The sequence below is a fragment of the Actinotignum stranguriae genome (assembly GCF_051265215.1).
Classification (GTDB): domain Bacteria; phylum Actinomycetota; class Actinomycetes; order Actinomycetales; family Actinomycetaceae; genus Actinotignum; species Actinotignum schaalii_C.
This window is the reverse complement of record NZ_JBOZCJ010000010.1, coordinates 47984-61754: the sequence shown is the minus strand read 5'-3', so window position 1 is coordinate 61754 and position 13771 is coordinate 47984. Positions and strand designations below refer to the sequence as shown.

Below are 13771 nucleotides of genomic sequence, written 5' to 3'. Positions count from 1 at the left end.
GTGTATCGCCTCTTGACCAGGCATATGCGTGCCGAGGAAACCGTACTTGCCTCTTGACAACATATAGAAGCGTCACTATGGCGCCTACATGGCCAAAAAGCGCACTCTGACTGCCTTGTCCGCCCGTGGATGCGGCGCGTGGCAGCCCGGACCGAACGAGTTTTCCATCCAGACACGTCACGCCACGGCTGTCAAGAAAGCAAGCTTATTGAGGTGCTCGACCTCAATAAGGCCGACTTCACGCTCTCATAACAGGGCAAACCCCGGATATAACACCAACCATTGGGCGTGTGGACTGTTTTTGTACCGGGTATTGGAGTCTGTCCGGGAGGTGAGACACACTGCGGCGTCGTACTCAAAACAAAACCTGCGCAAAATGGCTAGTTTTCAGCGATTTCCGTCACACGGGACTATTGTCCGGGGAAATGCTCCATGCGAGCTGATAAAACTCTGGGCAAATTAAGTTATGCTTGACACATGGAAAATCATCAAGATTTCAGTGGCATCCCCACTGACCTAGAGGAGCACAAGGTTGCCAGGTGGGCGTCGCTCCTCGCTAAAGCCACCTGGGTTGTCCTCGCGCTTGGACTCGTTATCGGGCTGGTCTTCTGGGCCACGGCAAGCGGAAGTACCGGGCAGGATCTTGGCGTCCTGAGCTGGTGCATTACTTTTGCCGCTTCCATCGCCTTGATGTCCATCCGCCAATTCCTGCTTTCGGAAAGGAGGTAACGGGCCATGCTCATGCAAGGTATTACGTATAACACCACCATGGCGCTCGTTGCCGGTGCGATTATGGTGCTCGTGGTTCTTTTCGCCCGCGTGGCTGCGAACCCGAATCACCGCACCCTGGCCGGGTGGGGCTGGACTTTCGTCGCTACCGGTGCCTTCCTGGGGATTACCGGTATTCATATGACCCTGACCTGGCCGCTGGCCCAGATCGACGGCGCTTTCTGCTGCTCCGTTGATAACATCACCTTCGGTGAGCCGGCAGCCTTCTACGGAATTTTGACCTTTATCGCCGGTATTGCGATTCTGCGCGCTGAAAAGCTTGCGGATAAGGGTGTGCGTCCCCTCGATTTGGTGGCCACGCTGCGTCCGCTTCTCTACGTGGCCGCTATTGGTGGCTTCGGGCTGGTGCTTTTCGGTATCGCGGGTATGCATTTCGGTATGTGGCGTCCCCCGGAAATCGAGCCGGTTGCGCGCCTCATGGCCGGATCGCTGATCGAGCCGCTGCTGGTCATGTTCCTGTACGTGGGCACCGGGGTTTCGGCGATCCTCTCCCCCTTCGTTCCGGATAGCAAGTGGGTGGCGCGTATTGCCGCCATCCTGACCTGGGGCGTGGGCATGCTGTGGATCTTCCTGTCCCTCACGGTGTTCTACAGCCACGTGGGCTTCTTCCCTCAGCCGGACGGTTCCTATATCTAATAACAGTTCCTATATTTCACATTTCATGATGTCGCCGTAGCGGAAACGCTAGTGCACATCACACGATCCGCGGGGTTTGGCGATGTTCCTGGTGAGCATCCCGGACCCCGCGGATTGCTATTGTTGCTGTCGGAAAAGATGGACTGCCGAGAGACTGAACGTGTTCGAAAATCTGGTTCGAATAGATAAACGGCGATGTCGCGCTCGCGTGCGGGATCAAGTACTCCCCCACTTTCTGAGCCGTAGGCGACGATGGCGGTTGGCTGCTTGGTTTCACAGATGTGCCGAATTTCTTCTTTGACGATGGCGCGATTTGCGGTATTTTTCACGCAGCCATGGAGTCCGATGGCGAGCGTTGAGCCACAAGGGATTCCAGCCAAAGCGTATTCGTCTGAATAAGGTCCGCACATGCGCACATTCGCAATTACAGGAATACCCTCGTGTTGCGCCCAACTTCCAAGTAGCTGGTTGCGATAAACCGAATGAAGCTTCTCGGCCGCAGGCATATTCGCGTATGTCGAGAAATCGGGAGAAATGATTCCCCCAAATTCTCTCAATCTATTGATATAACGTTCCGGGTGTTTCCAGAGTCGTTCGAACTTGTAGTCATCTTCGTAGAAATGAATCCACGTTCCGCTATCTGCCTTGCTTCGTTTTGAGGCAGCTTCGGAGAAAGCAATGAGCTTCTTAGGGATTGCCGTGCACGGATCTATGATAGGGATTCCCCACGGCTCGGCACTATCGAGCCGTTCTAAGAGGTTCCAGTTTCGGTTATTCTTTCTTGGCTTTTTATCGCCGGAGGTGGGTGACGGCACAGGGGAGCTTGTGGTAATGACATTGTGGCCGTACTGAGTTATATTCGTGAATCCACTTAGCACCAATCCGGGTATTTCTTGCATTCCAATTCCAAGTAAGCGTTTAGCTTCGCTAACCATGTATCCTGCCAAAATTGTTTTTACGGCCACACCATCTAGAAACATCGGGTTTCTGTGGTGGTTTTACAATCGCTTTGAAGGTGGATAGAGCACAACACCGTTCGTGATGTCGATAATTTTTTCGGGGAAGTCGCGGTAATCGAGCGAAAGGTATTGGTTGAGGCGTCTGGGGCCATCGTGAACAATACTCACGATCTCAATCGCAACAACGAAGAATTCATCGTATCTAGGATCGCCCATTTCAATCCCAAGCTCGCCGGCATTATCACTTTCGAATGCCGCGAAAAAAATACCGATGTATTCCTCACCATCGGCAAAAATAATGCGATAGTACACATCCGGATGATCCCAGTAGTAGCCCTCAAGAACATCTACTTGGTCTCGTTCCTCTGGATGTGTGATGTCGGTCATTTACTCGTCCTCTTTGTAGGTGTGGCGGGAACGATGTGTGCACCACTCTTTGAATAATGGATATTTGCCCGAGTTGTCGGTTGCCTAATTTTTTGGTTCCGCGAACGATAAATACCGATCACTACCCCAAAGTCAGCAACCTCTTTATTCGAGTTATTGGGCAAGCGGGATCCGTAGCCGGCGTGTCGTAAAACGAGCTTCTGGATCGTGACGATGTCTAAAGTGACTGCAGAACGTGACGGATCGTATTCGGGCTGGCCGGGCATGTGCTTAGCCTGCCTGCCGAAATGAATCTCGGTCGTGAAGCCGTAAACCTCACGGAACTTCAGCTTATGGTAAGGAATCAACTTGCTACGTGGTTTACCCATATGTCTCCTCCGGTTGCTTCAGTGGATCTCCCGGATAGACCACGGTGTTGTTCGTGATATCGATAATTCTCTCGGCAAAGTCCCGATAGTCGATGGACAAGTACTGGCTGTACCGGCGCGGACCGTCATGGATAATCTCACGGATCTCAAATACCAGAACATGAAACTCGTCGTAACGGGGATCGTCCATTTCGATGTCTAGTTCACCGGCGTTGTCGCTTTCAAAGGCTGTGAAGTAGACCGCGCGGTAACATTCACCATTGGAAAAAGCGATCTCGTAAACGGCATCAGAATGCTCGTTGTCATAATCCCACACAAGCCCAAATTGGCTGTCTTCTTCAGGGTGGAAAAAGCTATCGTGTCCCATTATCTCCTCCTTGGATCTGCTGGTACTAAGTGCGCTCCGTTTTTGGAATAGTGAATCGTAGCCCAGGTTGTGGGCAGCCCTGGATCGGAACTGCTGTGCCGATATATGCCAATAACTTGTCCGAGATTGACGATCTCCTTATTCGGACTGGATGTATATTTTGTCCTCACCGGCGTATCGTAAAACGAGCTTCTGGATGGTGAGAATATCTACTGTCACAGGTGAACGTGACGGATCGTATTCGGGCTGGTCGGGCATGTGTTTAGCCTGCCTGCCGAAATGAATCTCTGTGGTGAATCCGTAAACTTCACGGAATTTCAGCTTATGGTACGAAATCAACTTGCTACGTGGTTTACCCATGTGCTTCCTCCGAATTCTTCGACGGATTACCTGGATAGACCACGGTGTCGTTCGTGATGTCAATAATCTTCTCAGGAAAGTCCCGGTAATCGACGGACAGATATTGGCTATAGCGGTGAGGGCCGTCATGGACTATCTCCAAGATCTCGAAATCTATGACAGAAAATTCGTCATATTGAGGATCGTCCATTTCGATGTCGAGTTCACCGCAATTGTCACTTTCGTAAGCAGTGTCGTAAACCGCGCGGTAACACTCGCCATTGGAAAAACTGATCTTATAAACGGCGTTGGGATGTTGGTTGTCATAATCCCATACCAGTCCAAATTGACAGTCTTCTTCAGGATGGTAAATTTTCTTCATTCCCATTATTTCTTCCTTGGATCAGCCGGAACTATATGCGCTCCGCTTTTTGAATAGTGAATGGTTACCCAAGATGTAGGCAAGTCGGGTCTTGTGGATTGTCGACGGTATAAACCGATTATGAATCCACAATTCACGCGTTCTTTATTGGAATCTTTTCCGCGCCGCGACCCTGTTCCGGCGTGCCGTAGAACAAGTCGCTGAATCGTGAGAATATCTACCGTGACGGGTGAACGTGACGGATCGTATTCGGGCTGGCCGGGCATGTGTTTAGCCTGCCTGCCAAAATGAACTTCAGTGGTGAACCCGTAGACTTCGGGAAACTTGAGCTTGTGATAGGGAATGAGCTTGCTTCGCGGCTTACCCATTCACACCCCCGATACAAAATCAGTACAACTTTTCAGAAAAAGGTGTAGGTTTATAGAATGGTTTTGTAAATAGTATTCACAGCCAGCTTCTAGCTGGTCTATATGCCGCTCCTGGCGTCATGATTATCGTATATCTGCGATTATACTTTTGACTAGTGTATTAGGATATAGTGCGTGATGTCACATGCAATTATTTAGCGTACGCCCTTATATCAATGGCGCACTATCACAGCAGCGGCCAGGAAGCTCCCGAAAGAGCCCCTGGCCGCTACTTTCTACGCGCCTTTCACCGCGGGGATATAACCGAGTTCGATCCTATTCCATACCGCCGTTTAGCTGTGCAGGAGAGCGAATTCCTCCTTGCTGGCGTAGGAGGTTTGGGTGCCGCGCTTCGTTACCGAATCGGCAGCGTAGCGATTGGCCATCCGCAAGGAATACTCGATATCGCCGGTGGCCACCACGTAATGCGAGAAGCACCCGATAAAGGCATCGCCTGCGCCAGTGGTATCCACCGCCTCCACCGGCGTTGCCGGCAACAGCATATCCACGCCCTCGGCCACCCAGAGCACTCCCCTACCGCCGAGCGTCACAATAACGTTGCGCATGCCCGCCTCCAGCAACGTATGCGCGGCATTGCGAACATCCGGGATAGTTTCTACCGGCATCCCGGTGAGCAGCGATAGCTCACTTTCATTGGGTGTGAAATAGGTGCAGGCTCGCACCCGGGAAAGCAGCAGATCCGGCTGGGCTGGCGCAGGGTTGAGAAGCACATCAATTCCGTGTTTCACCCCGAATTCAATAGCGTAATAGACCGTTTCCAGGGGAATCTCCAGCTGTAGAACGATCAGTTTGCACCTGGAAATCTCAGCCGCCGCGGCATCAATATCGGCCGGAGTCAGCAAGGAATTAGCACCCTGCACAATAATGATGGAATTCTGGGAATCCGGATTGACGAAAATAGGAGCCACCCCTGATGTTGCCGCGGTACGCAGCACGTAGGTGGTATCAATCCCGTTGCGCTCGAAATTCGCGACCGTGTTATCGGCAAAGAGGTCATTACCCACTCGGGTCACCATCCGCACGGCCGAGCCCAGGCGGGCGGCGGCCACCGCCTGATTGGCTCCCTTTCCACCACAGCCGAGCGCGAAATCAGGCGCCTCCACGGTTTCGCCGTCTCCGGGCATACGGTTGATATAGGAAATAAGGTCGACCATATTTGAGCCGATTACTGCGATATCCATTAGTGTGCCTCTTCTGCTGTATTGTTCTTCGCGCTGCGGGAACTAGAAAGCTCCGTGGCCTGCCCTTCCGGTACCAGGCCAGTATGGACCCGGAAACTCCGTGTACCGCCGGGTTCCACCCAGATGAGGGTGCCGGCCTCCTTCGCGGCCAGGAAACCTTCGGGCCGGCTGGTCCCCGGAAGCACAAAAGCAGCTACCTGCTGGTCTAAAGTCCAGAGGATCCACCGGGTCGCCACGGGGAATTGCGCCGTCGAAAATTCTGTGAAGAAAGCGTGCCCCTCCGGGGCCGCGAGTTCAAAACGTGCGCTCTGCCCGTAGCGGGGCAAGTCATCGGCGAAGTACACGATTTCCGGATTGAAGCTCTCCGCACCTTCCAAGGAATCCGCATCAATGTCACCGGCGATAATTCGGTTATTCAACTCGGTCCATTCCGGCGTGGGCGTTACGTGCGCGGGAATGGAGCGGCGCAAGTGGAAACTACCCGCCGGGAGCGACTGGCGCATGACGCCGCCGGGCACGAAAGCATAATTCATATGGCACATGTACTGGAGGGGCATCGGCTGGCACGGAGAAAGATTCTCCACATCCATACCGATGGTGAAATCGGTTGCCCCGGCACTCAGTGAAACCGTGGGCGTGGCGCGGTAATGATCGCCAAACCCACGTGCGTATTCATAGGTGGAAGCGAACCGAACTACGCCGTCGTTCCCAGAACCGTCGATCTCAATCCAGGCGCGATCCATCGTGGCGCAAGAAAACTCCCCGTGCAGCACGTGAGTATCGTCCGGACTGGGGCAGCCGGCCGCAAGCAATCCGGAATGGAAAGCGAAGCAGCCGTAGGTATCCGAAATTTCGTGGGCTGGGCGCGGCTGAGTAAACATATTTTTCATGCGCAGCGAGATGCCGTCGAATTGGGCGTCCCAGATAATTCCGCCCATAAATGGCAGAACCTCAATATAGCCGCGCGAATTATGCACGGTGAGCGAGGCAACGCCCGAAGGATAGCGCTGCGCAATCACCCGAAACTCCGGGGACTTGGCCAGGCAGCGCGGTGCCTCGGCGAACTGGTCCTCACGCAGATTAATAGTGAACGTCATAATGATCTCCTTTGTTCATAACAGTGACGTTTTAAAACAGCACGACAGGTGGGCGCGATCATGCCGCAGCGCACGCGCGATCCTTACGATAAATAGAGAAGAAGTAGATGAGCACCGCCACGAAGCAGCATAGCGATACGATGAAGGACGTCTGCATTGACCCGGTCTTGTCCGAAACCAGTCCCTGAATGACGGGGATCACCGCGCCGCCGATAATCGACATAACAATAACGGCACCGCCGGTTTCTGTATGCCGCTTATCCTCGATGGCGTCGAGGGTACGTGAATAAATAGTGGCCCAGCACGGCCCGAAAAGCCCGGAGGTTACGATGGCGGCGTAGACCGCGGTCATATTCGGTACCAGTACTACGTAGCTGAGGGCCGCTACCCCGGCCAGGGAATACAGCACGAGGACCAGGTTTTCGTTCAGCTTCGTCATGAGAATATTCGCGATAAATTTCCCGGTAAAGAAAGCCGCGAAAGCCCACACCATGTAGTTACTGGCGGTACGTTCATTAATCGACGTATCGAGGGTGAGAGCGAGGCGAATCGTGAAGGACCACACCGCCGTCTGCATACCCACGTAGAGGAATTGGGTGAGAATCCCGGTGCCGAAGCGCTTATTGTGGACAAGATAGCGCAGCGTTTCGCCAATGGACGCCCGGGACTGGTGGTGCGCGGCGTTGAGCGGTTTACACGACGGCAATTGCGTGAGCGCCACCAAAATAAGTACGACGGCGAGCACCAGAATAATGAACCTATAGGGCTGCAAGGTGCGCTGGAGCATTTCCTGCGCAAATTGGGTTTTCTCCAGGCCGCTCAGGTCATCAAGCTGCTTATGAAGAGCCTCTCCTTCCGTGAAAATCAGGTATTTACCGAGCAGAATTCCGAAAATAGAGCCCAGCGGATAGAAAGTTTGGGAAATATTGAGCCGCAATGTAGCGCTACGCCGCGGGCCAATCATGGTGGAATAGGTATTGCAGGAGGTCTCCAGGAAGGAAAGCCCGGTAGCAATAGCGAACAGCGCTGCCAGGAAAACGGAGTAGGTTGCCATATGTGAGGCCGGGAAGAACATCGTGCAGCCGATGATATAGCAGCTCAGACCCACCAGGATCCCGGTTTTATACGACCATTTCCGGATCACCCGCGAGGCGGGGATGGCCAGCAGGAAGTACCCGCCATAAAAGGCGGATTGCACGAAGGCGGAGGCGAAATCAGAGAGCTCGAAAATTGATTTGAATTGGGTAATGAGCACGTCATTGAGGGACGCGGCAGCTCCCCACAATGGGAAACAAATAGAAATAAGAATGTATTGGAGCAGCGGAGTGCGGTTGAGATAACCGTCGCGCAGCTGGAGGGAGGGATCTTTAATGAGACCGAAGCTGGTATTGGGAACTCCGGATTCTTCTTCGTGCGGTTTTAGTGTGGTCCGCGGTGGGGCGTCATTGCCCGATTTTCCTGACATGACTAGTCCTTCTTTTGTCAAAGTTCGCCCGCGGGTGGTGGGTTGCGGCCTCGCTGCCACCCCACCTCCCGGATGGAGAATATTCGGTTGTTTTTGCTGGTACTTGTTCGGGTGTTTAGTGTGTTTAGCGCTGTAATTCGGCGAGGATCTGAACTCCGGCGGAAGCTCCGATGCGATTGGCTCCGGCTTCCACCATGGCGCGGAAATCAGCGGCGCTGCGGATTCCGCCGGCCGCTTTCACCCCCATCTCTTCCCCTACAGTTGCCCGCATGAGGGCGACAGCGTGTTCCGTTGCCCCACCGGAGGAAAAGCCCGTTGAGGTTTTTACGAAATCCGCTCCGGCACGTTGGGCAGCCCGGCAGGCGTGCACGATCTCCTCATCGCTGAGCAGGCAGATCTCAATGATCACCTTGACCAGTGCGGTGGGCTGAGCCGCACCCACTACCGCGGCGATATCCGTTTCCACATCCTCCCAGCGTCCATCGCGTGCCGCACCCAGGTCTATGACCATATCTACTTCGGTAGCCCCATGCGCGATAGCATCGCGAGTCTCGAAAGCTTTGGTTGCCGAAGTACTGGCCCCCAAGGGGAATCCAATAACGGTGCACACCTTGACGCCGCTACCCGCAAGGAGGGTCGCGCAAGTTTCCACCCACACCGGGTTAACGCATACCGATGCTGTTCCCAGGTCGCGGGCCTGGGAGCACAGTTCCTCAATTTCGCCGCGGCGTGCATCGGCTCGCAAGAGTGTGTGGTCGATGAGCTGTGCGGGATGTGGATAATGATCGAGAGCGGGCATCATGACTCCTTTGTATGTTTCCCACCGTGATTCACGCTGATAGCGGGAAACTCCACCACCGTAGTCTCCCCTAGCAGTCTCACGCTACTGATATAACACCGTTCCCGGTGTTCACGAGTGAATCTAGGCGAGAGCCCCGCTTGCGCGCCACGCGCTGCCCCGCGCTTCGGCAGCGTATAGAACGGCGTCAGCTTGCGGGAAAACCACTGTGGCGCGGTTACGGAGCGCGCATATTGCCACCGATGTTCGCGAAAGGAACATTTGTTACACGGCAGCTTAGCCTTGTTATCCCTCAGCGGTTCAACTTCGGATCACTGCGTTCAGACTCATCGTCAGGCCATCATCGTCAAAGCCCGCGCGGTCCCAACATCGGTGACCAGGCGGGACACATAGCCATTGGCCAGGGCTGCATAAATTGCTTGGAGTTTATCCGGCCCTCCGGCGACCAGGATCTTTTGCTCCTTTTCGCGCAACTCGGGCAGGCTAATCCCGGTGGCGCGATTATTGAGATCCGGGAGGCATATCCGGCCCTGCGCGGTAATGAAATGGGTGCAAATATCACCAACCGAGGTGGTGAGCAGGCGCGTCATATCCGCATCCTCCAGGCGGAAACCTGCCAGATAGGCCAGATTCGAGCGGGCATCCCCCACGGTGTAGAGAACCACCCGAGTGCTGGCCCGCTGCGTGCGCGTAGCTCGCAAGCGCGCCTTCACGCCCGGATCTTCACGTTGCTGAGCACTGAGAAAAGCCGGGAGCTGGAAATACACGGCCTGCCCGCCGCAGGAGGCGGCAATGCGTTCCATCACCATCGTTTCATCAATGGTGCGCACGCACGCCCCGATGCAGCACGTGAGTTGAATAATGGCAACGCCTTTGCGCGGAATACGAGGCATATGGCGGGAGACCGCTTCGGTCGTGCGCGAAAGGCAGATGCCGATAGCGTCGCCGTCACGAATCTGTTCGCTGAGCACCTGCGCGCCCACCCGCCCGAGGGCCTCGCGCATATCTTCCGGCGCGGAACTGGGAGGACTGACCAGGCGCACATCCAGTAAATTGAAGCGTTCGCTCAAACGCGCGCACAGGAAAGCATCATCTTCACGCGGATCATTGACGGTAATCCGCACAAAACCGCGTTTGCGGGCGTGGCTGAGCAACTTGGAAATCGTGGAGCGAGCCAGGTGCATCCGCTGGGCGACCTCATCCTGACTGAGACCGGAGTAATACAGTTTTGCGGCATCAAGCGCATCAATATCCCGAGTAGAAAGACCAGAGTCCACGTGCACCACCTCGTCGTCGTACCTCACCACCGCTAGTGTAAGCGAGGCTTCCCGCGCACGTAACAACGCAGTCGCCGCGGCGTCGTTCCACCCGGGACCTGTGATTACACCGGGGCGCGGCCTTAGCGTTAGGATGGAGAGCGGCATCGGTAAGGGCACACGCCACAGCTGTGCCTCGCCCGATACCGTGACGGTGAGATCCCTAAGGAGAGGCGAGTAGATCTAGTGAGCCACGACCAAGATATTCAGCTCCACGACTCCGTTGACCGCACCACGGCCCGCTCCACTGAAGATTTTGACGCCCCGTTGCGCGCGGTTGTGCGGCGCCTGAGCACGATGCTCGGTCAAGAAATCGCCCAGCAGCACGGGGAAGAAACCCTCGACCTTATTGAGAAAGTTCGCGCGGCTGCGCGTGACCTAGATTCGGAGACGGCAGCTTCGGAAGTGCAGCGCTCCCTGGATGATATGTCCACGGATACCGCCATTATTCTCACCCGCGCTTTCGCGGAATATTTCCTGCTGGCCAATGCCGCGGAACAAACGTTCCGTATCAAGGTTATCGGTGATAAAGAGCCGGCCGAATCCTGGGTGCCGCGCGCAATTTCCCGAATCTATGACGCGGTCGGGCTGGAAGGCCTGCAAAAAACCGTCGATTCGCTTGATATTCGCCTTGTTTTTACCGCTCACCCCACCGAAGCGCAGCGGCGCGCCGTGCTCACCAAGCTACGCCGCGTCTCGGAAATTGTAGAGACGGAAACGGAAGAAGGCAGTGAAGAACGCGCCCGCCAAGATCGCGAACTCGCCTCGGTGATGGAGAGTATCTGGCTCACGGATGAATTGCGCCGGGTACAGCCCACTCCTCTGGACGAAGCCCGCAATGTCATGTGGTATCTGCGCAGCCTCTACACGGATACCCTTCCCGATGTCATCACGGATTTCCGTGACGAACTGGAACGTTACGGTGCCCGCCTTCCGGAAGACGCAGTGCCGATTCGTTTCGGATCCTGGATCGGTGGGGACCGCGACGGAAATCCTTACGTCACGGCAGATGTCACCGCCGATGTGTTGCGGTTGCAGTCCAGCACCGCTATCGATATTGCGGTGTGGTTCGTCAACCGCGCGATGCTCAGCTTGTCCATTTCCTCGCGTCTTTCGGGCGACGACGCCGCACTGCTGGCTTCTCTGGAAGAGGACTTCCGCTTCCCGGACCTTGTGGATGAAGATTCGCGGGCTCTTTACGCGGAAGAACCCTACCGGCTCAAACTCGGCGCTATTCGCTCCAAACTCAATAATACGAAGGTGCGCATTACCACCGGGGCCGAGCACATCCCCGGCCATGATTACGCAACCGGATCGGAAATTCAGGAAGAATTCCAGCTGCTCCGCGATGCACTGCGCCGCCACGGTGCGGAACGGGTAGCCGATGGGCTGCTCGCCACCGCCCAGCAAATTATTCACGGGATGGGCCTAGGGCTAGTCATTTTGGATGTCCGAGAGCATTCCGAGAAGCATTTTGAACTGCTGAGTGAATTGTTCAATCGCTTTGGTGGGCTGGAGGCGGATTACGCAACGCTGAGCCGCGAAGAACGCACCGTGCTGCTGGGGCGGGAACTGGCTTCGGCACGCCCGCTGGCCCCCGCGCTCATTAACACCGATGATTCGCCGCTCACCGCGAGTTCGCAAAAGACTTTCGAGGTGTTCCGGGCGATTCGCCAGGCCCATAAGATATACGGGACCGACGCCATCACCACCTATTTGGTCTCCATGACCCACGGTCCTGATGACATCCTCTCCGTGGCTCTGCTGGCCCGCGAAGCCGGGATTATCGATCTGGAAAGCGCGGAGAAACGAGCAGATCTGGGATTCGCTCCGTTGCTGGAAGAAGTGCCGGAACTGCGCCGGGCCGGGGATATCCTCGATACCCTCCTTTCCGATCCTTCCTATCGGGAAATTGTGCGGCTACGGGGTAACCGTCAGGAAGTAATGCTGGGCTACTCCGATTCCAATAAAGATGCGGGTGTGGTGACCTCCCAGTGGGAGATTCACCAGGCCCAGCGTCAATTGCGCGACGTCGCCGCACGCCACGGCGTGACCCTGCGGCTCTTCCACGGCCGCGGTGGCTCGGTGGGGCGCGGGGGTGGACCCACCTATGACGCAATTTTGTCTCAGCCCTACGGTGTCCTGGACGGGGAAATTAAGTTCACAGAACAGGGCGAGGTTATCTCCGATAAGTACACGCTGCCGGCCCTGGCACGGGAGAATCTCTCCCTCACCCTGGCTGCCGTGATGGAGGCCTCCGCCCTGCACCGCGAACCGCGCAATAGCAATGTGTCGCTCAGCCGTTATGACGAAGTCATGGATTTCCTCAGCGGTGCTGCGTACCAGCGCTATCGGGTTCTTGCCGATGATCCCGATTTGCCTGAATACTTCGTGACCTCCACTCCGGTGGAATTGCTGGGCGATCTCAATATCGGATCACGTCCTTCCAAGCGCACCACCTCGGAAAAGGGCTTGGATGGCCTGCGAGCTATTCCCTGGGTTTTCGGGTGGACCCAATCCCGCCAGATCGTTCCGGGATGGTTCGGCGCTGGTTCTGGGCTCCGGGCTGCTCGCGAAGCCGGTTACGGTGAGGATTTGAAGAAGATGGTGCGCGGTTGGCAGTTCTTCCGCACCACGATGTCCAATATCGAGATGACCCTGGCGAAAACTGATATGGATATTGCAGGGCATTACGTACGTACGCTTGTGCCTGAGCGTCTCCACCATATCTACGCGGAGATTCGCGAAGAATACGAGCTGACGGTGCGTGAACTTGAGGCCCTGCTGGCTGAGGATGACCTTCTTGACACCCAACCGGTTCTCCAGCGTACCTTGCGTATCCGTGACCAGTATCTCAAACCCATCCATTACCTCCAGGTGGCACTACTGGCGCGGGTTCGGGCTGATGCGGCTTCGGGCAAGGAGCAATCAGCTGGTGAGCAGCGTGCTCTGCTCACCACGATTAACGGGATCTCCGCTGGAATGAAGAACACGGGATAAGCGTTAAGGAAACCGAATGAAGCGTGCGGCGAACTCACCGCGCGAGATGAGGCTCAGTACCGACAAGGGCGCCGGTGCTGAGCCTCATTTTTATCCGGGCATCTTTTGAATGGCGGCGGCGCATGGGGGGCTTCGGAACTCGTTGCTGCGAGCACCACCTCGGTTTCCCCATTTATTAAGAAAAAACCTGTGTTTCGAGCGACACCGGAGTTATTTTTACACTAAACTGAAACCGTGGAACGAACGCATGGAAGAAAA

Annotated in this window: 15 protein-coding genes; 3 read left to right on the top strand and 12 right to left on the bottom strand. The window is 55.5% G+C overall.

All coding sequences use genetic code 11. From position 1 onward, the window contains the following. The first annotated feature begins 477 nt into the window (after positions 1-477). Together ACRQEG_RS05065 and ACRQEG_RS05060 are read left to right on the top strand one after the other, a co-directional pair. Positions 478-729 carry a hypothetical protein gene (locus tag ACRQEG_RS05065; protein ID WP_016442796.1) on the top strand — a complete coding sequence of 84 codons (252 nt, stop codon included), beginning with the start codon at positions 478-480 and terminating at the stop codon, positions 727-729. Positions 730-735: 6 nt separating this feature from the next. Beyond that, positions 736-1425, top strand: coding sequence for a DUF981 family protein (locus ACRQEG_RS05060; RefSeq protein ID WP_016442795.1), 690 nt, complete (start codon positions 736-738; stop codon positions 1423-1425). A gap of 23 nt (positions 1426-1448) precedes the next feature. On the opposite strand, the gene ACRQEG_RS05055 is transcribed toward ACRQEG_RS05060, so the two are convergent. The 12 genes from ACRQEG_RS05055 to ACRQEG_RS05000 all read right to left on the bottom strand — a co-directional run bounded on the left by ACRQEG_RS05055 (position 1449) and on the right by ACRQEG_RS05000 (position 10501). Then, complete coding sequence (locus ACRQEG_RS05055) at positions 1449-2405, bottom strand: DUF4417 domain-containing protein (RefSeq protein ID WP_320757140.1); 957 nt, start codon at positions 2403-2405, stop codon at positions 1449-1451. A gap of 18 nt (positions 2406-2423) precedes the next feature. Further along, a complete protein-coding gene (locus tag ACRQEG_RS05050) occupies positions 2424-2771 on the bottom strand; it encodes a hypothetical protein (protein ID WP_320757141.1) in 348 nt (115 codons plus the stop codon). Continuing rightward, on the bottom strand, positions 2768-3139 hold the full coding sequence (locus tag ACRQEG_RS05045) for a polymorphic toxin type 50 domain-containing protein (RefSeq protein ID WP_435733797.1): 372 nt from the start codon (positions 3137-3139) through the stop codon (positions 2768-2770). The genes ACRQEG_RS05050 and ACRQEG_RS05045 overlap by 4 nt, the downstream gene beginning before the upstream one ends. Next, positions 3132-3506 (bottom strand): hypothetical protein, encoded by a 375-nt coding sequence (locus ACRQEG_RS05040; protein WP_320757143.1) that lies wholly within the window; start codon positions 3504-3506, stop codon positions 3132-3134. The genes ACRQEG_RS05045 and ACRQEG_RS05040 overlap by 8 nt, the downstream gene beginning before the upstream one ends. Beyond that, positions 3506-3676, bottom strand: a complete 171-nt coding sequence (locus tag ACRQEG_RS05035) for a polymorphic toxin type 50 domain-containing protein (RefSeq protein WP_320757144.1) — start codon at positions 3674-3676, stop codon at positions 3506-3508. The genes ACRQEG_RS05040 and ACRQEG_RS05035 overlap by 1 nt, the downstream gene beginning before the upstream one ends. Before the next feature lie 182 nt (positions 3677-3858). Further along, positions 3859-4233, bottom strand: a complete 375-nt coding sequence (locus ACRQEG_RS05030; protein WP_320757145.1) for a hypothetical protein — start codon at positions 4231-4233, stop codon at positions 3859-3861. Further along, positions 4233-4595 (bottom strand): polymorphic toxin type 50 domain-containing protein, encoded by a 363-nt coding sequence (locus ACRQEG_RS05025; protein WP_320757146.1) that lies wholly within the window; start codon positions 4593-4595, stop codon positions 4233-4235. The genes ACRQEG_RS05030 and ACRQEG_RS05025 overlap by 1 nt, the downstream gene beginning before the upstream one ends. Before the next feature lie 332 nt (positions 4596-4927). Next, positions 4928-5836, bottom strand: coding sequence for a ribokinase (rbsK, locus tag ACRQEG_RS05020; protein WP_320757147.1), 909 nt, complete (start codon positions 5834-5836; stop codon positions 4928-4930). Continuing rightward, positions 5836-6933 carry an aldose 1-epimerase family protein gene (locus ACRQEG_RS05015; protein WP_320757148.1) on the bottom strand — a complete coding sequence of 366 codons (1098 nt, stop codon included), beginning with the start codon at positions 6931-6933 and terminating at the stop codon, positions 5836-5838. Before ACRQEG_RS05015 ends, rbsK begins: the two co-directional genes overlap by 1 nt. Before the next feature lie 58 nt (positions 6934-6991). Then, positions 6992-8398 (bottom strand): L-fucose:H+ symporter permease, encoded by a 1407-nt coding sequence (gene fucP / locus ACRQEG_RS05010; protein WP_435733796.1) that lies wholly within the window; start codon positions 8396-8398, stop codon positions 6992-6994. Between the two features lie 124 nt (positions 8399-8522). Beyond that, the gene (gene deoC / locus ACRQEG_RS05005; RefSeq protein ID WP_320757214.1) at positions 8523-9197 is read right to left on the bottom strand and encodes a deoxyribose-phosphate aldolase; all 675 of its coding nucleotides are present in this window, start codon (positions 9195-9197) and stop codon (positions 8523-8525) included. 332 nt (positions 9198-9529) lie between these two features. After that, positions 9530-10501, bottom strand: coding sequence for a sugar-binding transcriptional regulator (locus tag ACRQEG_RS05000; RefSeq protein WP_155875945.1), 972 nt, complete (start codon positions 10499-10501; stop codon positions 9530-9532). A gap of 198 nt (positions 10502-10699) precedes the next feature. Here ACRQEG_RS05000 and ppc point away from each other — a divergent pair, with 198 nt between their 5' ends. Continuing rightward, positions 10700-13513, top strand: a complete 2814-nt coding sequence (gene ppc, locus ACRQEG_RS04995) for a phosphoenolpyruvate carboxylase (RefSeq protein WP_320757150.1) — start codon at positions 10700-10702, stop codon at positions 13511-13513. The last annotated feature ends 258 nt before the right edge of the window (positions 13514-13771 follow it).